This window comes from Sphingopyxis sp. (assembly GCF_041916015.1).
Lineage (GTDB): Bacteria > Pseudomonadota > Alphaproteobacteria > Sphingomonadales > Sphingomonadaceae > Sphingopyxis.
In genome coordinates this window covers 1-20,088 of record NZ_JAYSAH010000104.1, presented here as the reverse complement: position 1 = coordinate 20,088, position 20,088 = coordinate 1, and the positions used below count along the sequence as shown (strand labels likewise).

The 20,088-nt window shown below is 66.6% G+C and carries 19 protein-coding genes and 1 pseudogene; 8 read left to right on the top strand and 12 right to left on the bottom strand.

Annotation, left to right across the window (positions count from 1 at the left end; all coding sequences use genetic code 11):
• Positions 1-1,590: ribonuclease E/G (locus ACE3SL_RS15080; RefSeq protein WP_374526537.1), on the bottom strand; the 1,590-nt coding region annotated here is incomplete at its 3' end.
• 540 nt (positions 1,591-2,130) lie between these two features.
• Here ACE3SL_RS15080 and ACE3SL_RS15075 point away from each other — a divergent pair.
• The 5 genes from ACE3SL_RS15075 (at position 2,131) to ACE3SL_RS15055 (ending at position 8,804) form a co-directional block, all read left to right on the top strand.
• A complete protein-coding gene (locus ACE3SL_RS15075) occupies positions 2,131-3,153 on the top strand; it encodes an N-acetylmuramoyl-L-alanine amidase (protein ID WP_374526538.1) in 1,023 nt (340 codons plus the stop codon).
• Positions 3,154-3,166: 13 nt separating this feature from the next.
• Positions 3,167-4,312, top strand: a complete 1,146-nt coding sequence (locus ACE3SL_RS15070) for a DSD1 family PLP-dependent enzyme (RefSeq protein WP_374526536.1) — start codon at positions 3,167-3,169, stop codon at positions 4,310-4,312.
• Positions 4,313-4,371: 59 nt separating this feature from the next.
• The gene (locus ACE3SL_RS15065) at positions 4,372-6,888 is read left to right on the top strand and encodes a penicillin-binding protein 1A (RefSeq protein ID WP_374526535.1); all 2,517 of its coding nucleotides are present in this window, start codon (positions 4,372-4,374) and stop codon (positions 6,886-6,888) included.
• A 63-nt stretch (positions 6,889-6,951) separates the two neighbouring features.
• Positions 6,952-8,079, top strand: a complete 1,128-nt coding sequence (gene prfB / locus ACE3SL_RS15060; RefSeq protein WP_374526534.1) for a peptide chain release factor 2 — start codon at positions 6,952-6,954, stop codon at positions 8,077-8,079.
• A complete protein-coding gene (locus ACE3SL_RS15055; protein ID WP_374526533.1) occupies positions 8,079-8,804 on the top strand; it encodes a class I SAM-dependent methyltransferase in 726 nt (241 codons plus the stop codon). The genes prfB and ACE3SL_RS15055 overlap by 1 nt, the downstream gene beginning before the upstream one ends.
• On the opposite strand, the gene ACE3SL_RS15050 is transcribed toward ACE3SL_RS15055, so the two are convergent.
• From ACE3SL_RS15050 to ACE3SL_RS15015, 8 genes and pseudogenes are all read right to left on the bottom strand, one after another.
• Entirely contained in the window at positions 8,801-9,172 is a 372-nt protein-coding gene (locus ACE3SL_RS15050) for a DsrE family protein (protein WP_374526532.1), read from the bottom strand. The genes ACE3SL_RS15055 and ACE3SL_RS15050 overlap by 4 nt on opposite strands.
• Positions 9,151-9,900: a ThiF family adenylyltransferase gene (locus tag ACE3SL_RS15045; protein WP_374526531.1), complete on the bottom strand. Its 750-nt coding sequence runs from the start codon at positions 9,898-9,900 to the stop codon at positions 9,151-9,153. The genes ACE3SL_RS15050 and ACE3SL_RS15045 overlap by 22 nt, the downstream gene beginning before the upstream one ends.
• A 102-nt stretch (positions 9,901-10,002) precedes the next feature.
• Positions 10,003-10,464: pseudogene (gene dut, locus ACE3SL_RS15040) on the bottom strand (dUTP diphosphatase); the annotation flags it as partial.
• Positions 10,427-11,689 (bottom strand): bifunctional phosphopantothenoylcysteine decarboxylase/phosphopantothenate--cysteine ligase CoaBC, encoded by a 1,263-nt coding sequence (gene coaBC, locus ACE3SL_RS15035; protein ID WP_374526530.1) that lies wholly within the window; start codon positions 11,687-11,689, stop codon positions 10,427-10,429. The pseudogene dut and the gene coaBC, both read right to left, overlap by 38 nt.
• A 2-nt stretch (positions 11,690-11,691) precedes the next feature.
• The gene (locus ACE3SL_RS15030) at positions 11,692-11,988 is read right to left on the bottom strand and encodes a CcdB family protein (RefSeq protein WP_374526529.1); all 297 of its coding nucleotides are present in this window, start codon (positions 11,986-11,988) and stop codon (positions 11,692-11,694) included.
• Positions 11,988-12,233, bottom strand: a complete 246-nt coding sequence (locus tag ACE3SL_RS15025; RefSeq protein WP_374526528.1) for a type II toxin-antitoxin system CcdA family antitoxin — start codon at positions 12,231-12,233, stop codon at positions 11,988-11,990. The genes ACE3SL_RS15030 and ACE3SL_RS15025 overlap by 1 nt, the downstream gene beginning before the upstream one ends.
• A 44-nt stretch (positions 12,234-12,277) precedes the next feature.
• On the bottom strand, positions 12,278-13,822 hold the full coding sequence (gene ubiB, locus ACE3SL_RS15020) for a 2-polyprenylphenol 6-hydroxylase (protein ID WP_374526527.1): 1,545 nt from the start codon (positions 13,820-13,822) through the stop codon (positions 12,278-12,280).
• Positions 13,819-14,556: a class I SAM-dependent methyltransferase gene (locus tag ACE3SL_RS15015; RefSeq protein ID WP_058456308.1), complete on the bottom strand. Its 738-nt coding sequence runs from the start codon at positions 14,554-14,556 to the stop codon at positions 13,819-13,821. The genes ubiB and ACE3SL_RS15015 overlap by 4 nt, the downstream gene beginning before the upstream one ends.
• Positions 14,557-14,650: 94 nt before the next feature.
• Here ACE3SL_RS15015 and mutM point away from each other — a divergent pair, with 94 nt between their 5' ends.
• The 3 genes from mutM (at position 14,651) to dnaA (ending at position 17,794) form a co-directional block, all read left to right on the top strand.
• A complete protein-coding gene (gene mutM, locus ACE3SL_RS15010) occupies positions 14,651-15,463 on the top strand; it encodes a bifunctional DNA-formamidopyrimidine glycosylase/DNA-(apurinic or apyrimidinic site) lyase (protein WP_374392018.1) in 813 nt (270 codons plus the stop codon).
• 177 nt (positions 15,464-15,640) lie between these two features.
• Positions 15,641-15,904 (top strand): 30S ribosomal protein S20, encoded by a 264-nt coding sequence (gene rpsT / locus ACE3SL_RS15005; RefSeq protein ID WP_282949411.1) that lies wholly within the window; start codon positions 15,641-15,643, stop codon positions 15,902-15,904.
• Positions 15,905-16,447: 543 nt separating this feature from the next.
• Positions 16,448-17,794 (top strand): chromosomal replication initiator protein DnaA, encoded by a 1,347-nt coding sequence (gene dnaA / locus ACE3SL_RS15000; RefSeq protein ID WP_374526526.1) that lies wholly within the window; start codon positions 16,448-16,450, stop codon positions 17,792-17,794.
• Between the two features lie 74 nt (positions 17,795-17,868).
• Here dnaA and ACE3SL_RS14995 read toward each other — a convergent pair whose 3' ends face one another.
• From ACE3SL_RS14995 to ACE3SL_RS14985, 3 genes are all read right to left on the bottom strand, one after another.
• Positions 17,869-18,555 carry a DUF4136 domain-containing protein gene (locus ACE3SL_RS14995; protein ID WP_204992212.1) on the bottom strand — a complete coding sequence of 229 codons (687 nt, stop codon included), beginning with the start codon at positions 18,553-18,555 and terminating at the stop codon, positions 17,869-17,871.
• Positions 18,556-18,722: 167 nt separating this feature from the next.
• Positions 18,723-19,721: a tryptophan--tRNA ligase gene (trpS, locus tag ACE3SL_RS14990; protein ID WP_374392001.1), complete on the bottom strand. Its 999-nt coding sequence runs from the start codon at positions 19,719-19,721 to the stop codon at positions 18,723-18,725.
• A gap of 3 nt (positions 19,722-19,724) precedes the next feature.
• A partial coding sequence (locus tag ACE3SL_RS14985) for a polysaccharide biosynthesis C-terminal domain-containing protein (RefSeq protein WP_374526525.1) occupies positions 19,725-20,088 on the bottom strand: 364 nt, incomplete at its 5' end.

The window sequence follows — 20,088 nt, the reverse complement described above, 5'->3', positions numbered from 1 at the left end:
GAGGCCGGTGCCTTCGCAGTGCGGGCACGGACGCGTCGAGGCTTCGAGGACGCCGGTGCGCAGCCGCTGGCGGCTCATCTCCATCAGGCCGAAGCCCGAGATGCGGCCGACCTGGATGCGCGCGCGGTCGTTCTTGAGCGCATCCTTCATCGCGCGCTCGACCTTGCGGACGTTCGAGCCGTGATCCATGTCGATGAAGTCGATCACGATCAGCCCGGCCATGTCGCGGAGGCGAAGCTGGCGCGCGATTTCGTGCGCGGCTTCGAGGTTGGTGCTGAGCGCGGTCTGCTCGATATTATGCTCGCGCGTCGAGCGGCCCGAGTTGATGTCGATCGACACCAAGGCCTCGGTCGGGTTGATCACCAGATAGCCGCCCGATTTCAATTGGACGACGGGATTGAGCATCCCGGCAAGCTGGTCTTCGACACCATAGCGCTGATAGAGCGACACGGGGTCGGCATATTGCTTCACCCGCCGCGCGTGGCTGGGCATCAGCAGCTTCATGAACTGCTTCGCCGCCTTGTAGCCCTCGTCACCCTCGACGAGGACTTCCTCGATATCCTTGTGATAGATGTCGCGGATCGCGCGCTTGACGAGATCGCTGTCCGAATGGATCAGCGCGGGCGCGCTCGACCCCAGCGTCTTTTCGCGGATTTCGTCCCACAGGCGCGCGAGATAGTCGAAGTCGCGCTTGATCTCGACCTTGGTGCGGCTCATCCCGGCGGTGCGGACGATGCAGCCCATCGTCGGCGGCAGCGCGAGTTCGTCGATCATCGCCTTCAGCTTGCGGCGATCGGCGCCGTTCGAAATCTTGCGGCTGATCCCGCCGCCGTGCATCGTGTTCGGCATCAGCACGCAATAGCGGCCGGCGAGCGACAAATAGGTGGTGAGCGCGGCACCCTTGTTGCCGCGTTCTTCCTTGACGACCTGGACCAGCATCACCTGACGGCGGCGGATGACGTCCTGGATCTTGTAGCGGCGGCGCAGCGACATGCGGTTTTCGCCGTCTTCGTCGTCGCCGCGGCGGCCGCGGCCGCCTTTGCGCCCGTTCCGGCCGCCCTTGCCGCGACCCCGGCGGCGGTCGCCGCGGCCTTCGCGCGATTCCTCGGCGCCTTCTTCGGCGGTTTCGCCATTCTCGTCGGCGTCGTCATGCTCGTCGCCCGCATCCTCGTCGGCGTCCTCGCCGACGGTTTCGGGTGCTGGGGGCGCGTCGCCATGATCGTCGTCATGATATTCGACGTCGGCGACATCGCCCTCGAGCTCGTCGAGATCATCCTCGGCGCGCTGCGCGGCGGCGGCGGCGTGTTCGGCCTCTTCGCGAAGCAGCGCCTCGCGGTCTTCCTTCGGAATCTGGTAATAGTCGGGGTGGATTTCGCTGAACGCCAGGAAGCCGTGGCGATTGCCGCCATATTCGACGAACGCCGCCTGCAGCGACGGTTCGACGCGGGTTACCTTGGCCAGATAGATATTGCCCTTGAGCTGCTTGTGCTCGGCGGACTCGAAATCAAACTCCTCGATGCGGTTTCCCTTGGTGACGGCGACCCGGGTCTCTTCCCGGTGCCGCGCGTCGATCAACATGCGCGTGGTCATTAGTATTACTCCAGGCGCGCCGCGGCGCGCCAAACAAAAAGGCCGCGACCATCCCTTGCGGACGGCGGCGGTCGATAGGGTTCATGGAAAAGATGACGTTATTGCCGCGCGCGGCCCGCGTCCGGTCCTGGACGCGCATGCGGTCTTCGGTCGCGACGCATGCAGGGGCAAAGGCACCTGCGTCGCGATCAGAAGAGGGCATGGCAAGCCTCATGCGGCATCAACCTGTTTGCGGGATGATCCGGACGGTCTTGCGCCTTTCCGAGGAAAGGCGTTCCGATCGCCCGGTCAACCGGGTGGACTGGCGGCACGGCGTCTTTCCCTGCATGCCCGGCACCGGGGCGGCGCTGATCCGCGATTCGCGCGGGCCAGGCCTTTCCCCTCAAAAGGCCGGGCGGCGCCGGGAAGGACACCGCCAGTGTGGGGGGTGCTAGCATCGGCATGCGCCGACGGCAACCTCCGCCACCGCACAAAGATGGGATGCTGTCATTCTATTGCAACCATATGGCGCCGTCCGCCGCGCATGAACCGGCGTTTGACATGGTGCGGCTAATAGGGGATTCACCGCGTCTCACGGTCGAGGGCTTCATGATTTCGAACAGGTGCTGGATCGATGGGCGGCCGCGGCGGGGCGGAAAGGCGGCGCTGCCGGCGCTCATCCTCGCCTGGCTGCTGCCGCTGCCGGCGCAGGCGGGCGAAGCGGCGGACCATTTTCGCCGCAGCGCCGGTCTGGAGCGGACGGCAGGGCCGCAGACTGCCTGGTTTCGCGCCGGCAAGCCCAAAAAGCGCTACAGCGTCACCGTGCCGATCGGGCAGCCGAAGCCCGCGCTGCCGCTGCCCGCGATCGCCGGCCCCGATAATCCCCGCCTGCCGCTCGTCGTAATCGACGCGGGGCACGGGGGACATGATCCCGGGGCGACGAGCCCGCACAGCGGCAAGCAGGAAAAGGATATCACGCTGGCCATCGCGAAGGCGATCCGCGACGATCTGGTCGCGGGCGGTCGGGTGCGCGTCGCGCTGACCCGCGCCGACGACCGTTTTCTCGTCCTCGAGGAGCGTTATGGCATCGCGCGGCGGCTGAAGGCCGATCTTTTCCTTTCGATTCATGCCGACGCCGCAGCGAATGAGGAGGCGCATGGCGCGTCGATCTATACGCTGTCCGAGGTCGCATCGGACCGCGAGGCGGCGCGGCTCGCGGCGCGCGAGAACAAGGCGAACATCATCAACGGCGTCGATCTGGGTGCGCACAGCGGCGCGGTGTCGTCGATCCTTCTCGACCTGACCCAGCGCGAGACGATGAATGTCGCGTCGGACTTCGCACGGTTGCTCCAGCGCGAGGCGTCGGACGAGGTGACGTTCCGGACCACGGCGCATCGCTTCGCCTCCTTCGTGGTGCTGAAGGCGCCCGATACGCCGTCGGTGCTGTTCGAGACCGGCTTCCTCTCGAACAAGGACGACGCCGATTTCCTGTCCTCCAGGGCGGGGCAGCAGAAGGTCGCGCGCGGCGTTCGCGACGCGGTGCAGATTCATTTCGCGCGCCGGGTCGCGGCGGCGGCCCGGTGAGGCGAGGTGACGGGTGAGCGATGATCTGACGCTGCATGCGCATCTGGTCGGCCGCCAGGGATCGCGCGCCGATCTCAACACGCCCGTGCTGATCCTCGACCGCGCGGCGCTCGACCGCAATATCGCCGCGCTGGCGGCGCTCGCGGCGGCGCATGGCGTCGGCCTGCGTCCGCATGCGAAGACTCACAAGAGCGTCGATATCGCGAAGCGCCAGCTCGGCGCAGGCGCGCTCGGCGTCTGCTGCGCCAAGATCGGCGAGGCCGAGGCGCTCGCCGGGGGCGGGATAAAGGGCATCCTCATCACTTCGCCCGTCGCCGCGCCGCGCGCGATCGAACGGCTTGCGAGCCTTGCGGCGCGCGCCGACGGGCTGATGGCGGTGGTCGATCATCCCCTGGTCGCGGCGCGGATCGACGCGGCGCTTGCGACCGAGGGCGCGGCGCTCGACGTCCTCATCGACATCGATCCCGGCATCGCGCGCACCGGGGTCGCCTCGCCCGAAGCCGCGGTGGCGCTCGCGCGGGTGATCGCCGATCTCCCGACGCTCCGCCTGCGCGGCGTTCAATATTATTGCGGCTCGCAGCAGCATATCGAGGATTATGCGGAACGCCGCGCCGCGATCGTCGAGCGCACCGGCTATCTGCGGACGGTGATCGCCGCGCTGGCCGAGGCGGGCTTCGCGTCCGACATCGTCAGCGGGTCGGGAACGGGAACGCACCGGATCGACCTTGAGCTCGGCGTCTTTACCGAGCTTCAGGCGGGCTCCTATGTCTTCATGGACAAGCAGTATCTCGATTGCGACCTGACGGGTGACGGCGAGATTCCGTTCGAAACCGCGCTCGGGGTCGATGCGCGGGTGGTCAGCGCCAATCATGCGGCGCTGGTGACGATCGACGCGGGGTTCAAGGCGCTCTCGACCGACGGCGGGGTCGCGGTCGTGCGGCAGGGCGCGCCGGAAGATGCGCGCTTCGCTTTCATGGGCGACGAACATGCGGCGCTGGTCGCGCCGGGTATCGGCGAGCGGCTCGCGCCGGGCGACCCGGTGACGCTGACCGTCCCGCACTGCGACCCGACCATCAACCTCTACGACCATTATCATGTCGTCGAAGGCGATACGCTGGTCGCGATCTGGCCGGTGAGCGCACGCGGCCGGGGGCGGTGATACGGCCCGCCGCAACCCCGCTTCCCTTTCGCGCGCGCAGCCTTTAGAGGCTTGGGCCTATGCCGTCCGAGACCCTGTCCCACTTCCGCTACCGTCTGCGCCGCGACAGCAATGCGGCTATCGCCTGGTTCCGGGAGATGTGGGGGCGGCGCTGGTTCCGCATTCTCGGCTATCTGGCGGGTGCGGGACTGCTCGCGCTGATCCTGATCTGGGCGGTGTTCGCGCGCAACCTGCCGTCGGTCGACCAGCTTCGCGACTATGAACCGCCGCTGCCGACGATGGTCCGCGATGCCGAGGGCAAGCCGGTCCACAGCTATGCGCGCGAACGGCGCGTCCAGCTCGAATATAGCGAATATCCGCCGCTTCTCGTCCGCGCCTATCTGGCGGCCGAGGATCGCACCTTCTTCGAACATGGCGGGATCGATTATCCGGGCATCGTCAGCGCGATCATCACCAACCTGACGAACAGCGGCCGCCCGATCGGCGCCTCGACGATCACCCAGCAGGTCGCGAAGAATCTGCTGCTCACCAACGAGGTTAGCTACACGCGCAAGATTCGCGAGGCGATCCTCGCCAAGCGCATCGAGGCGGCGCTGACCAAGGAGCAGATCCTCGAACTTTATCTGAACGAGATCCCGCTCGGCCGCCGCAGCTTCGGGGTGCAGGCGGCGGCGCGCGCCTATTTCGACAAGGACGTCGACCAGCTCGCCCTCCACGAAATGGCCTTCCTCGCGATCCTGCCCAAGGCGCCCGAGACCTATGGCCGCGCGCGCAACGCCGACAAGGCGATCGCGCGGCGCAATTTCGTGCTGTCCGAAATGTTCCGCAACGGCTGGATCACCGCCGCGCAGCGCGACACCGCGCAGGCAATGCCGCTCGGCCTGTCGGAAACCGGGAACAAGGCGGTCGCGCAGGTCGGCGGCTATTATATGGAAGAGGTGCGCCGCCAGCTGATCGACCAGTTCGGCGAGACGCCCGAGGACGGCCCGCTGTCGGTCTATGGCGGCGGCCTGTGGGTCCGCACCGCCTATGACGGCAAGATGCAGGACGCGGCGACCGTCGCGCTGCGCAAGGGGCTCCAGCGCTACGACGCCGGCAAGGGCTGGTCGGGTCCGATCGCGCGGATCGAGGCCGACGACCAGTGGCAGAGCCGCCTCGCGTCGAGCTTCATCGGCATCGATTACGACAATTGGCGCGTCGCGGCGGTGCTGTCGAAATCGGCCGGCGGGGCGCGGATCGGCTTTGCGAACGGCGACACCGGCACGCTCCCCGCGGGTGCGGCCGCGCTCGGCTATCGCAAGACCGGCGGCAGCGCCTTCTCGGCGATGCGTCCGGGCGACCTGATCGCGGTCAAGGCGACCGGACCCGGCGTCTATCAGCTCCGGAACATTCCCGAAGTGTCGGGCGGCATGGTCGTCGAAAGCCCGCATTCGGGCCGCATCTATGCGATGCAGGGCGGCTTCGACGTCCGCCTGTCGCCCTTCAACCGCGCGACGCAGGCCGAGCGCCAGCCGGGTTCGACGATCAAGCCCTTCGTCTATGCGACCGCGCTCGACAACGGCATGACCCCCGCGACGATGATCGTCGATGGGCCGTTCTGCGTCTATCAGGGCGCGAACCTCGGCAACAAATGCTTCCGCAACTTCGGCGGCGGCGGCGGGTCGGGCGAGCATACGATGCGCTGGGGCCTCGAACAGTCGCGCAACCTGATGACGGTGCGCACCGCGAGCCAGATCGGGATGGAACCGATCGTCGAGACGATCAGGACGATGGGCATCGGCCAGCACGAACCCTATCTCTCGACCGCACTCGGCGCCGGGACGACGACGGTCGAGAAGATGACCAACGCCTTTTCGATGCTCGCGAACCATGGCCGCGAGCTGAAACCGCGGCTGATCGACTATGCGCAGGATCGCCGCGGCAAGGTGATTTTCCCGAAGAACTGGCGGGCGTGCGACGGCTGCAACATGAAGGACTGGGACGGCAAGCCGATGCCGCGCTTCGCGCCTTCGGGCAAGCAGCTCATGGACCCGCTGACCGCCTATCAGGTCGTCCACATGCTCGAGGGTGTCGTCCAGCGCGGCACGGCGGTGCGCCTGCGTGATTTGGGCGTGCCGCTGTTCGGCAAGACCGGGACGACGACCGGCCCGAACGACGTCTGGTTCGTCGGCGGCTCGCCCGATGTCGTGGCGGGCGTCTATATCGGCTTCGACAAGCCGCGCAGCATGGGCGGCTATGCGCAGGGCGGCAGCTTCGCGGCGCCGATCTTCAAGGACTTCTTCCTAGGCGCGTTGACCGATGCGCCGCCGGTGCCGTTCACGGCGCCCAAGGGCATCCGCATGGTCCGCATCGACCGCCAGTCGGGCCGCCGCGTCTATGGCAGCTGGCCCGGCAGCGACCCCAAGGCCGCGATCATCTGGGAAGCCTTCAAGCCCGAGAGCGAACCCCGGCGAACGATCCGCGAGGAGGAAATCAAGCCGATCAGGACGCCGAAAGCGGCGACCGGCCCGGCGAAGAAGAGTTCGTCGGGGCGGACGGACAGCGACTTCCTCGACGACCGCGGCGGCATCATCTGACGCTTGTCTCTGGCGCGCCAGCGTTTATGGCCGGTGCCCGACCGAATTTCAGGAGCTAAGACCATGCGCGCCGAAGCGCAGGATCATGTCGATACGATCAACGCCGCGCTGGCGCTGCTGCGCCGGTTCCTCGATTGGGACCGCGCCCTGCGCCGGCTCGACGAACTCAATGCCAAGGTCGAGGACCCGACGCTTTGGGATAGCCCCAAGGCAGCGCAGGAGGTCATGCGCGAGCGCCGCCGCCTCGACGAGGCGATCACCGCGACGCGCGCGATCGAGAAGGAGATGGCCGATACGGTCGAACTGATCGAGCTCGCCGAGATGGAAGGCGACGAGGCGCTGGTCGATGACGCCGTCGCGAGCCTCGCCGCGCTCGCCGCGCGCGCCGAGGACGACAAGATCAAGGCGCTGCTCGCGGGCGAGGCCGACAGTTACGACTGCTATATCGAGGTGCATGCCGGCGCCGGCGGCACCGAAAGCCAGGACTGGGCCGAGATGCTCCAGCGCATGTACAGCCGCTGGGCCGAAAAGCGGCGCATGAAGGTCGAGCTGATCGAATATCAGGCGGGCGACCAGGCCGGGATCAAGTCGGCGACGATGCTGGTCAAGGGCGAGAACGCCTATGGCTATGCGAAGACTGAAAGCGGCGTCCACCGCCTCGTCCGCATTTCGCCCTACGACAGCTCGGCGCGGCGCCACACCAGCTTCTCGTCGGTGTGGGTCTATCCGGTGATCGACGATAACATCGAGATCGAGATCAAGGAAAGCGACCTCAAGATCGACACCTATCGCGCCTCGGGCGCGGGCGGCCAGCACGTCAACACGACCGATTCGGCGGTCCGCATCACCCACGTTCCGACCGGCATCGTCGTCGCGTCGCAGATCGACCGCTCGCAGCACAAGAACCGCGCGACCGCGATGGGGATGCTGAAAGCGCGCCTCTACGAGGCCGAGCTGCAGAAGCGCGAGGCCGAGGCATCGGGCGAATATCAGGCGAAGACCGAGATCGGCTGGGGCCACCAGATCCGTTCCTATGTCCTCCAGCCCTATCAGCTGGTGAAGGACCTGCGCACCGGCGTGACCTCGACCGCGCCGGGCGACGTGCTCGACGGCGCGCTCGATCCCTTCATGGCGGCGGCGCTGTCGCAGAAGGTGACGGGCGAAAAGGTCGAGGTGGAGGACATCGACTGATGATCCGCCGCGCGGCCCTGCTTGCCGCGCTGGCGGCGCTGCCGCTTCTCGGCGGTTGCGACGCGCCGTGGAGCGAGGACAGCGACCGGCCCGAGACAGCGCGCGAGTTTCCGCCCGCCGACCGCCCGGTCGCGCCGATCACCTCGACCAAATGGTCGACCGAGGAAGCGCGCGACCGCGTCAACGAGGCTGACGACATCATGGATTCGACCGACGTCCGCGCGGGGATGACGGTCGCCGACATCGGCGCTGGCGACGGCTACTATACGGTGCGCCTCGCGCCGCGCGTCGGCGCTACCGGCCGTGTGCTCGCGCAGGATATCCAGCCCGAGGTGATCGAACGCCTCGCCGACCGCGTCGCGCGCGAGCGGCTCGACAATGTCTCGCTGAAACTGGGGGCCATCGACGATCCGCGGTTACCGGCGAACAGCTTCGACCGCGTGTTCATGGTCCATATGTATCACGAGATCGGCGAGCCATACGCCTTCCTCTGGCGGCTGCGCCCGGCGCTGCGTGCGGGCGGGCAGGTGATCGTCGTCGACGGCGACCGCCCGATCGCGCAGCACGGCACCCCTTTCCGCCTGCTCGTCTGCGAGTTCGAGGCGGTCGGCTACAAGCTCGTCTCCTATGACGACAAGGCGCACGCGGGGGGCTATCTCGCGCGCTTCGTGCCCGAGGGGAAGCGCCCTAAACCCGAAGCGATCACGGTCTGCAAAAACCCTTAATAGGTGACGATCTGGTCGCCGGGTCCGACGTCGGCGAGGAAGCTCACCAGACCGCCGGCGCGCACCTGCGGGACCAGTTCGCTCGCCGCCATCCCTGCCAGCGCCATGCCCGACTGGCAGACGATCAGGCGGACGTCCATCGCCATCGCCTCGGCGATCAGCGAGACGAGGTCGGGCTGGCCCGCCGTGCGCCGCGCCGCGTCGCCGTCGAACGAGACGGGCGTGCGGAGAAGTGCCGCCGCCTCGCCCTGCAGGAAAAGGCGTGCCGGTCGGCCGAGCGCCGCCGCGGCGGCTGCCTCAAGCGCGGCATAGAAGCGCGCGCCGTCGGCCGACGCGACGATGATGCTCAGCCCTGGCAAATCGGGCACTCCGGGTCCTTGGCGACGGCAACCTCGCGCCAGCGGCGGTCGAGCATGTCGATGAGGGCGAGCTTGCCGGCCAGCGGCTGTCCCCAGCCGGTAAGCGCACGCACCGCTTCGAGGGCCGCCATCGTACCGATCATGCCTGCGAGGGCGCCCATCACCCCTTGCTCGGCGCAGTTGATGCCGGGGCGGTCAGGATCGTCGCCGACGAGGCAGGCATAGCAGGGGCTGTCGGCTCGCCACCCTTCGTACAGCGCGACCTGTCCCTCGAACGCGCCGATCGCGGCGGAGAGCAGCGGGAGGCGCAGCGCGACCGCGGCGCGATTGACCGCGAGCCGGGTCGCGAAATTGTCGCAGCCGTCGAGGATCAGATTCGCTCCGGCGAGCAGCGATTCGGCATTGTCCGCGTGGAGGCGTTCGGCGGCCGCTACCGCCTCGACATGCGGATTGATCCGCCGCGCGGCTTCGGCGGCGACTGCTGCCTTTCGTGCGCCGATATTCCCGTCGGCAAAAAGCGGCTGGCGCTGGAGGTTCGACAGCTCGACGACATCATGATCGATGATCGTCAGCCGGCCGACGCCGGCGGCGGCGAGATAGGTGATTGCCGGACAGCCGATCCCGCCCGCGCCGATGACCGCGACATGCGCGGCCTTGAGCTTCGCCTGCCCCGCGCCGCCGAACGCCGGCAGGATGATCTGGCGCGCATAGCGGTCGAGTTCGGCGTCGCTGAGCAAGGCCTATTCGCCCGGCTGGCGGATCTTCATCGCCGACAGCGATCCGACATTGTCGGGGATATTGTCGTCTTCGATCGCCTCGTCATTGCTCACGCTCGCGACCCCGGTCGAGCCGAAGCCGCCCGCGCCGCGCGCGGTTTCATCGAGCGTTTCGACCTCGGCGAAGGCCGCGCGCTGGACGGGGGCGGGGACGAGCTGCGCGATGCGGTCGCCGCGCGCGATCTCGAAATTCTCGTCGGACAGATTGGCGAGGATCACCTTCACTTCGCCGCGATAGTCGCTGTCGATCGTGCCGGGCGTATTGAGGCAGGTGATGCCATGCTTGAGCGCAAGGCCCGAGCGCGGACGGACCTGCACCTCATAGCCCGGCGGGATCGCCATCGCGAAGCCGGTCGCGACCGCGTGGCGCGCGCCGGGGCGCAGCGTCAGCGTCTCGGCCGCGACGACATCCATCCCCGCCGCGCCGTCGCTGGCATAGGCGGGCAGCGGCAGGCCGCCGCCGTTGGGCAGGCGCTGAATGGCGATCTCAATCGGAGTCAGCGGGTGCACGGATTTCGAGTTCATCGGCGATCTTTTCCATCAATTTGCGGGCGACGGCGGCCTTGGGCAGCCGGTCCCAACTGTCTACGCCAGCCTTGCTGACGATATGCACGCGGTTCGTCTCGCCGCCCATCGGGTCGGCCGAGACATCGTTGGCGACGATCCAGTCGCACCCCTTGCGCGCGAGTTTCGCTTCGGCGTGCGCGATGACGTCGTTGGTCTCGGCGGCGAAGCCGACGAGCAGCGGCGGGCGCCGCGGGCTTTTCGCGAGGCCGGCGAGGATGTCGGGATTCTCGGCGAGCGCCAGCGGCGGCACGGCGCCGCTGCCGTCCTTCTTGATCTTCTGCGCCGCGGTGTCGGCGGCGCGCCAGTCCGCGACGGCGGCGACCATGATCGCAGCATCGACGGGCAGCCCAGCCTCGACTTCTGCCGCCATCTCGCGCGCGGTCTCGACGTCGATCCGGATCACGCCGGGCGGGGTCGGCAGCGGCACCGGGCCGGCGATGAGCAAGACCTCGGCGCCGGCTTCGGCGGCGGCGGCGGCGATCGCGAAGCCCTGCTTGCCGCTCGAGCGGTTGGCGATGTAGCGCACCGGATCGATCGGTTCGTGCGTAGGGCCGGCTGTGATCAGGATGCGGCGGCCGAAAAGCGGACGGTGGTTCGCGGGAGCGAAATCGGGCTGGCCTGTAAGCGGCACGGGTGCAGGCGCGCTGGCGAGCGCCCGGTCGATCGCGTCCTTGATCGCCTGCGGCTCGGGAAGCCGTCCCGGCCCATATTCGCCGCACGCCATCTCGCCTTCGTCGGGTTCCAGCACCGTCACGCCGTCGCCGCGGAGCGCGGCGACGTTGCGCCGTGTCGCAGCGTGCAGCCACATGCGGACGTTCATCGCGGGCGCGGCGAGCACCGGCTTGTCGGTCGCGAGCAGCAATGTCGTCGCCAGATCGTCGGCGATGCCCGCCGCCATCTTCGCGAGCAGGTCGGCGGTCGCGGGCGCGACGACGACGAGATCGGCTTCGCGGCTCAATTGGATATGCCCCATCTCGACCTCGTCCTTCAGGTCGAAAAGATTTGTATAGACTTTATTCTCGCTGAGCGCGGCGAGCGTGAGCGGGGTCACGAACTGCTCGGCGGCGCGCGTCAGCACGCAGCGCACGACATGGCCCGACTTGCGGAGCAGCCGGACGAGCTCGATGCTCTTGTAGGCGGCGATGCCGCCGCCGATGATCAGCAGGATGCGCTTTGCCGCCATCGTCAAACCCCTGTCAGCAACATGTCGAGCGCGTTCAATATGTCGTGGCGCCGGTCGGCCAGCGACGCGACACGCAAGCCCAGTTCCTTTGCATCGACGGCCGATGCCAATTGCGTCGCCATGATATGCCGCTGGCCGTCGATTTCAAAAAGCGGATGCAGGCGCGACAGCTTCTGCGCGGTTTGTGTGGGAACCAGCGGAACGACGAAGCGCGTGTCGAAATGACCGAGCAGATCGCTTTGGCAGTCGAGCAGCAACTCGCTCCCGTTCCGGCTTTCGTAAACATCGAACTGCGGCATCAGAACAGCCGGTATTTGGCGAGCGGCAGCCCATGCTTGCGCGTATAGTCGTTCCAGCTTTCAATCGCGGCGCGATTCTCTTCCTGCCACGCTATTTCGCGCGCCTTCTTCACCTCGGCGGCAAGACCGGCCTGACAGGCTTCGCTGACGTTGAGGCCCAGCCTTTTGGCTTCTTCGACCAGGTCCGCGCTCAGCGAGACATTGGTGGCTTTCTTGGGGCCTTCGAATCGCGCGGGACGGTTCATCGCCATACTCCTTGCGCATATGATATGCGCATCGGTCTTTCGAATCAACCGAACCAGTTCAGCGCGGCCGCCCCGGCAGCGGCGCCAACCAGCGCCGCCAGTGCATAGCGCCACCAGCGGCGGCGTTCGCCCTTGTCCCACATCAGCGGAATCTCGGGCAGCGGCGGTGCGGGCGGCGCGCCGCCGGGCTTCGGCAATTGCGCATCGAGGCGGCGGATGATGTCGGGGATCAGCGCCAGCGTCTTGCCCTGCTCGCGGATGCCGTCGGCGAGCGCGGCCTCGGGGCCGAGCTCGTCGCGGATCCATTCGCGCACGAAGGGGCCGGAGACGTCCCACATGTTGATCTTCGGGTCGAGCATCGTCGCCACCCCCTCGACCATCACCATCGTCTTCTGGAGAAGAAGAAGGTGCGGCTGCGTCTGCATGTCGAAATCGCGGGTGATCGCGAACAGCCCGTCGAGCATCTGCCCGACGCTGAGTTCGCTCACCGGCTTGCCGCGCATCGGCTCGCCGACCGCGCGGAGCGCCGTCGCGAATTCCTCGACGCTGTGATAGTCGGGGACATATTGCGCCTCGAAATGAATCTCGGCGACGCGGCGGTAATTGCCCGTGGTCAGGCCATAGAGGATTTCGGCGAGCCAGTAGCGCGCCTGCCGGTTGATCCGCCCCATGATACCGAAATCGACCGCGGCGATCGTCCCATCGGCCTTCACGAACAAATTGCCCTGGTGCATGTCGGCGTGGAAGAAGCCCTCGGCGATCGCCTGCCGCAGAAAAGCGTTTACCAGATTGCCCGACAAGACCTCCATGTCGTGCCCCGCCGCGATCAGCTGATCGCGGTGCGAAATCTTGATGCCGTCGATCCAGTCGAGCGTCATCACGCGATTGGCGGTGCGATCCCAGTCGATCGCGGGTACCTCGTAAGTCGGTACGGCCGCCATCGCGTCGGCGAGCTCCGACGCCGAAGCCGCCTCGCGGCGCAGGTCGAGTTCGCGCAGCGTCCAGCGGCGGAAGTTGGCGATGACCTGCCGCGGGCGGAGGCGGCTCGCCTCGCCGCCGAGCGCCTCGAGATGCGCGGCGGCCCATTCATAGGTTTCGATGTCGCGCGCGAACTGCTTGTCGATGCCGGGGCGGCGGACCTTGACCGCGACCCTGCGGCCGTCGGTCGTCACCGCCCGGTGGACCTGGGCGATCGAGGCCGAGCCGACGGGTTCGGGTTCGAATTCGCTATAGAGGCTTTCGAGCGGAGCTTCGAACGTCGATTCGATTTCTTGCCGGATGCGGTCGAAAGCGACGGGCGCGAGCGCGTCCTGCAAAGTGAGCAGGTTACGCGCAGCCTCTTCGCCGACGAGATCGGGACGCGTTGCGAGCGTCTGGCCAAGCTTGACCGCGGCGGGGCCGATCGCCTGAAAGGCCGCGGCATAGTCGGGCACCGCGGGCTGGATCGTCCCGAAGCGCGCAATGCGGCACAGGCGCTTGACCCCCGGCGGGGTCTGCGGCGCGCTCTCGATCCCGCGCAGCGCGCCGTGGCGCGCGAGGATGCGTCCCCACTTCAGCAAGCGGGCAATATGGGTGATCGGTCGGGTCAAGCTTTCCACCCGCTGTGGATCGCGACGAGGCCGCCCATGATCGGCTCGACCTTCACCGCTGTGAAGCCCGCCTCGCGGATCATCCGCGCGAATTCGGGCATCGGCGGGAAGCGGCGGATCGATTCGATCAGGTAGCGATAGCTGTCCTCGTCGTCGGCGATCAGCTTGCCGAGCTTCGGCACTAAATGATGCGAATAGGCGTCATAGACCTGTGCGAAGCCCGGCCATTCGTTGGTCGAAAATTCGAGGCAGAAGAAACGCCCGCCAAAGCGCAGCACGCGGTGCGCTTCCTTCAGCGCCGCAGGGATGTCGGTGACGTTGCGGATACCGAAGGCGATCGTATAGGCGTCGAAAAACTGGTCGGGAAAGGAGAGCTTCTCGGCATTCTGTTCGGACCAGACGAGCGTGTCGATCCCGCGCTCCGCCGCGCGCTCCATGCCGACGCCGAGCATGTCCGGGTTGATGTCGGCAACAGTGATGCTGGCGCCCGACCGCTCCATGCGGAAGGCGATGTCGCCGGTGCCACCCGCCATGTCGAGGATCGTCTCGCCCTCGCGCGGTTTGACGCGGCGCACGAAGCGATCCTTCCACAGGCGATGCATACCGCCCGACATCGCATCGTTCATGATGTCATACTTGCGCGCGACGCGGCTGAACACTTCGCCGACCATCGCGGTCTTTTCGCCCGCGGGGACTTGCTCATAGCCGAAGCTGACGGTTTCCGGAGTGGCCATGCAATTGCGCTTTCATGCGGGGAGAAACAAAGTCTGACCGGCCTTTAGCCAAGGGTTGAAGCGCAAGCAAATGGCGCGTAGCCGGTTCGCCGATATGCCCGAACTTCCCGAAGTCGAAACCACCGTTCGCGGCCTGACGCCCTTCCTCGAAGGGCAAAGGCTGGTCGCCGTCACGACCTTCCGCCCCGACCTCCGCCGTCCCTTTCCCGCCGACCTTGCGCAGCGACTGAGCGGCGCGACGGTCACCAGCCTGTCGCGCCGAGCCAAATATGGCATCGTCTCGACCGACCGCGACGACCATATGATCTTCCACCTCGGCATGTCGGGGCGCTGGCGGACCGAGGGCGGCGAGGCGGGCAAACATGACCATCTGCTGCTGGAGACGGCCGCGGGACACCGGCTGTTCCTGCACGACCCGCGGCGGTTCGGATCGGTCGACCTGGTGAACGGCGACCCGCTCGCGCTGTTCCCGTCCTTCGTGTCATTGGGCCCCGAGCCGCTGTCGGACGATTTCGATGCCGCCTATCTGGCGCGCGCGCTGGCGCGACGCCGGGCGCCGATCAAGGCGATGCTGCTCGACCAGACAATCGTAGCCGGGCTCGGCAACATCTATGTCTGCGAGGCGCTGAACGTGGCGAAGATTTCGCCGCTGAGGCCAGCGGCCGATGTGTCCAGGGCGAAGCTGGCCGCGCTCGTGCCGGCAATCAAGGACGTCCTGATCGCGGCGATCGCCGCGGGCGGATCGACCTTGCGCGATTTCCTGAGCCCCGAGGGCGATCTGGGCTATTTCGCCAAGGACTGGCGCGTCTATGGCTGCGAGGGCGGGACGTGCGAATGCGGCGGCAAGATTGAACGCACGGTGCAGAGCGGCCGCTCGACCTTCCATTGCCCGAAATGCCAGCGTTAGGGGCGTTTCGCGGTTGACCCGAAATGACAATCTGGCTATGGGCGCACCCTTCGAGCAGGGTCCGGTCGTCCGGAACCGGCCGCATCCGGACATTGATTCGCTGCTTTCGCGCGATTCGGCTGCTCCGCTGAGGCTGTGCTCCGACCATGTAGACCGTTTGAAAGACTAGAGGAATTTATGGCCAATACGCCGCAGGCAAAGAAGCGCATCCGCCGCAACCAGGCGCGTGCCACGATCAACAAGAATCGCGTTTCGCGCATCCGCACGCTGGTGAAGAAGGTCGAGGCCGCCGTCGCTTCGGGTGACAGGGACGCTGCGGCGACCGCGCTGAAGGCGGCACAGCCCGAAATGGCGCGCGGCGTTGCCAAGGGCGTGCTCCACAAGAACACGGTCGCCCGCAAATATGCGCGCCTGACCAAGAGCGTGAACGCGATCGCCTAACCGCGCGATCGCCTGAACCCATTGTCCCGAAAGGGAACAAAAAGGACCCGCCGGCACCCAGTCGGCGGGTCCTTTTTTATGGCCCACTCTGTGACTCGGCGATGGCATTTGTGTTGCAGCGCGGTAAGTCACGGAATTCTCGCGATTCGCTAGCGTCACAAACGATGTCACAAATAATATATTGAAATTATTGAATAAAAATTGATCTTGGCGCGATTCCCGACCCCATCGGGAGTCAAGATTTTTATTTCAGTATTTTTACATGAGCGCCCCTTGATCGACTCGGCACCGCCTGCCTAGACAGGGGTGTCGTCGGCCTTCGCTGGCGGCCGCCACATCGACATGATTCGTTCTTTTTCGGACTGCGTGTCCGGGTCAGGAGGCTTGCGCCCTAGGCGTGGGCTGTGACGGACCAGTATGTGCGCAGGCCGCGCGAAGCGTCTGGACGGTGGGGGACTTCAGGGGGCGACACGGGTGATACAAAGCAGGAATCGGCATGGGATGGATGCAAGGGATGGGGCTGTGAGCGGTGGAGACGCCGCTATGCTCTGGCCGCGCGTTGCAGAGGGGCTGCGCCGCGACCTCGGCGCGCGCACCTTCGACCATTGGCTGAAGCCGGTCCGCTTTGCCGACTATTGCGCGCTTTCGGGCGTCGTGACGCTCGAGACCGCCAGCCGCTTTTCGGCAAACTGGATCAACGAACGCTTTGGCGAACGGCTCGAACTCGCGTGGCGGCAGCAATTGCCCACGGTGCGCGGGGTAACGGTGCGCGGCGGCGCAGCGGCCGCCGACCGTGCGACGGCCCTTTCGTCGCAGCCGCTCCCCGCGTTCGAGGCGCCGCAACCGCCCCCCGCCGCGAACCCTGCCCTGCTCGGTTTCGATCCGCGCCTCTCGTTCGACCGTTTCGTCGTCGCGCGCTCGAACATTCTCGCCGCCAATGCCGCACGGCGCATGGCGATGGCCGAGACACCGCAGTTCAACCCGCTCTATCTCTGCTCGGGTACCGGTCAGGGCAAGACGCATCTGCTTCAGGCGATCGCGCAGGATTATGCCGCGTCGCACCCGACCGCGAATATCATCCTGATGTCGGCTGAGAAGTTCATGCTCGAATTCGTCGGCGCGATGCGCGGCGGCGACATGATGGCGTTCAAGGCGCGGCTGCGCGCCGCCGACCTGCTGCTGCTCGACGACCTGCAGTTCGTGATCGGAAAGAATTCGACGCAGGAAGAGCTGCTTCACACGATCGACGACCTGATGACCGCGGGCAAGCGCCTCGTCGTCACCGCCGACCGGCCGCCGGCGATGCTCGACGGGGTCGAGGCACGGCTCCTGTCGCGCCTGTCGGGCGGGCTCGTCGCCGACATCGAGGCGCCCGAGAATGATCTTCGCGAACGGATCATCCGCCAGCGGCTCGCCGCGATGCCGATGATCGAGGTCCCCGACGCGGTCGTTGCCTATCTGGTCAAGCATTTCACCCGCAACATCCGCGAGCTCGAAGGCGCGCTCAACAAACTGCTCGCCTACGCCGCGCTCACCGGCACGACGGTCGACCTCGCGCTCGCCGAAGACCGGCTGGCGGAGAATGTTCGCAGCGCTCGCCCGCGGATCACGATCGACGAGATCCAGCGCGCAGTGTGCGCTCACTACCGTCTCGACAAGTCGGAAATGGCCTCGAAGCGCCGCGTCCGCGCCGTCGCCCGCCCGCGTCAGGTCGCGATGTATCTCGCAAAGGAACTGACGCCGCGCTCTTATCCCGAGATCGGTCGCCGCTTCGGCGGGCGCGACCATTCGACGGTGATTCACGCCGTACGCACGGTCGAGGCGCTGCGCGTCGCCGACAGCGAACTCGACGCCGAAATTGCCGCCATCCGGCGCAGCCTGAACAGCTGATTGGGTCGCACCAAGGAAAAGGCCCGGCTTCCCTGGGGAGGCCGGGCCTTTTTTCTTGTCGCCTGTCGCCGGGATCAGCCCTTTTCGGGGGGCGCCACGGTGATGCGGACGCGCTCGCCCGAATTGCCGGGGAAGCCCGTGAACATCGCCTCGACGAGGTTCGGGACGATCGCCTGCAGATTATTGTCGCGCGACTGCGCTTCGGCATGGCCTTCGAACAGGCGATAACCATCGGCGGCGCGGTTGATCTGGAGGTTGAGGCCGCTGGTGTAGACGGTGTAGCTCGACACGTCGTTATAACCCCAGCCGGGTCCGAAACCGCCCCACAGGAAGGGGTCGCGATAGCCATAGACATAGCGGCGGCCGCCCGAACCGCGGACGATCACGGGGCGATAATAGGAAGGGCCCCAGCCGCCGTACCATGGATCGCCGAAGCCGGGGCTCGAGACGACCTTCTCGCGGCCCTTGTCGACGCCATAGTCCATGCGGACGACAAGATCCGGGCGCTCCCCGCCGCTCACGGGTCGATAGCCGTAGCGGGTGAGTTCGCCCGCCACGAGATTGGCATATTGGCCGAACTCGATGCCGCCCTGCAACGCGGGATTGCTCGCCTCGATCGCAAAACTCTGGCCCTGCGGCGCGGGAAGCTGCGTCTGGAAGCGCGCGACATCGGCCTTGAAAGGCGTCGCGCAGCTTGCGAGCGCCAGTGCGGCACCCGTCATGGCGGCCAGGCCGAGATGCCGGAAATTGATCTTGCTCATGTCTCTGCTCCGTGATTCGGATCGGCACACACGGCGCCTTTTATAGCATGACTATATCGATGCGACTTAACCTTGGTTGAACCCGCTTCGTCGCGCGGCGGTTCCATCTCCCCGATATGGGGAGGTGGAACCGGCAAACAAGATTTTTCATAATGAGACGAAGGTGTTTAACGGCAGAGCCCAAGCGCCGCATAGGCGGCATCGAGCGTCGGCTTGGCCAGCGCCGCGGCGCGCGCCGCGCCGGCTTCCAGCGCCGCGTCGATCGCTGCCGGATCGGCCTTCAAGTCGGCAAAGCGCGTCGCGATCGGCTGCAGCGTCTCGACGAGCAATTCGCCGAGTGCCGGCTTGAACGCCCCGAACCCCTGCCCCGCAAAGCGCGCGAGCACCTGATCGACGCTTTCATCGGCCATCGCGGCATAGATCGAAACGAGATTGGCCGCCTCGGCCCGGCCTTCCAGCCCCGCGGCTTCGGACGGCAGCGGTTCGGGATCGGTCTTCGCCTTGCGGATCTTCGCCATGATCGTATCGGGATCGTCGATCAGGTTGATCCGGCTCGCGTCACTCGGGTCCGATTTCGACATCTTCGCCGTACCGTCGCGCAGGCTCATGATCCGGGCCGCGGTCGGCGGGATCGTCGGCTCGGGAAGCGTGAAGGTCTCGGTCCCGGTATCGAGGTTGAACTTGGTCGCGATGTCGCGCGCGAGCTCGAGATGTTGTTTCTGATCGTCGCCGACCGGGACATGCGACGTCTGATAGAGCAGCACGTCGGCCGCCTGCAGTACCGGATAGGCATAGAGGCCGACGCTCGCGCCCTCACGGTTCTTGCCCGACTTTTCCTTGAACTGCGTCATCCGGTTGAGCCAGCCGATCCGCGCGGTGCAGAAGAGCAGCCAGGCGAGTTCGGCATGCGCGGGGACGCGCGCCTGGTTGAACAGGATCGCCTTGTCGGGGTCGATACCGGCCGCCATCAGCGCCGCCGCCATTTCGCGCGTGTTCGCGGTGAGCTCGGCCGGGTCGTTGTGGACGGTGATCGCGTGAAGGTCGGCGAGGAAGTAAAGCTTTTCCCCCGGCATATCGTCCTGCATCCGCACCCAGTTGCGAATCGCGCCCAGATAATTGCCGAGGTGCAAATTTCCGGTGGGCTGGATGCCCGATAGCGTCCGCATGTCTTATTCCTTCGTGGTCACCGCGCTATTGCGGCGCCGCCGCGTCAGCATGGCGAGCAGATCCTTGTCAAGCGCGCCGGTCGCGAAGGCGGCGGCGAAAAAGACCATGCCGCCCGCGGCGACGAGGATAGCGAGCGACCAGATGCGCTCGAAGGCATTGCCGCCGTAAAAGGGCTGCATCAGCGGCATCATATAGAGGAGCAATGCCGCCATCGCCGCGACCGCGACCAGCTGGCGCGCGATGCGCCCGGCGAGCTTCGCCGTGAAATGGAACCAGCCGCGACGATGAAGCACCGTATAGAGCAGCAGGCAATTGACCGACGCCGACACCGCGGTCGCTCCGGCGAGCCCGACGATGCCATAGCGT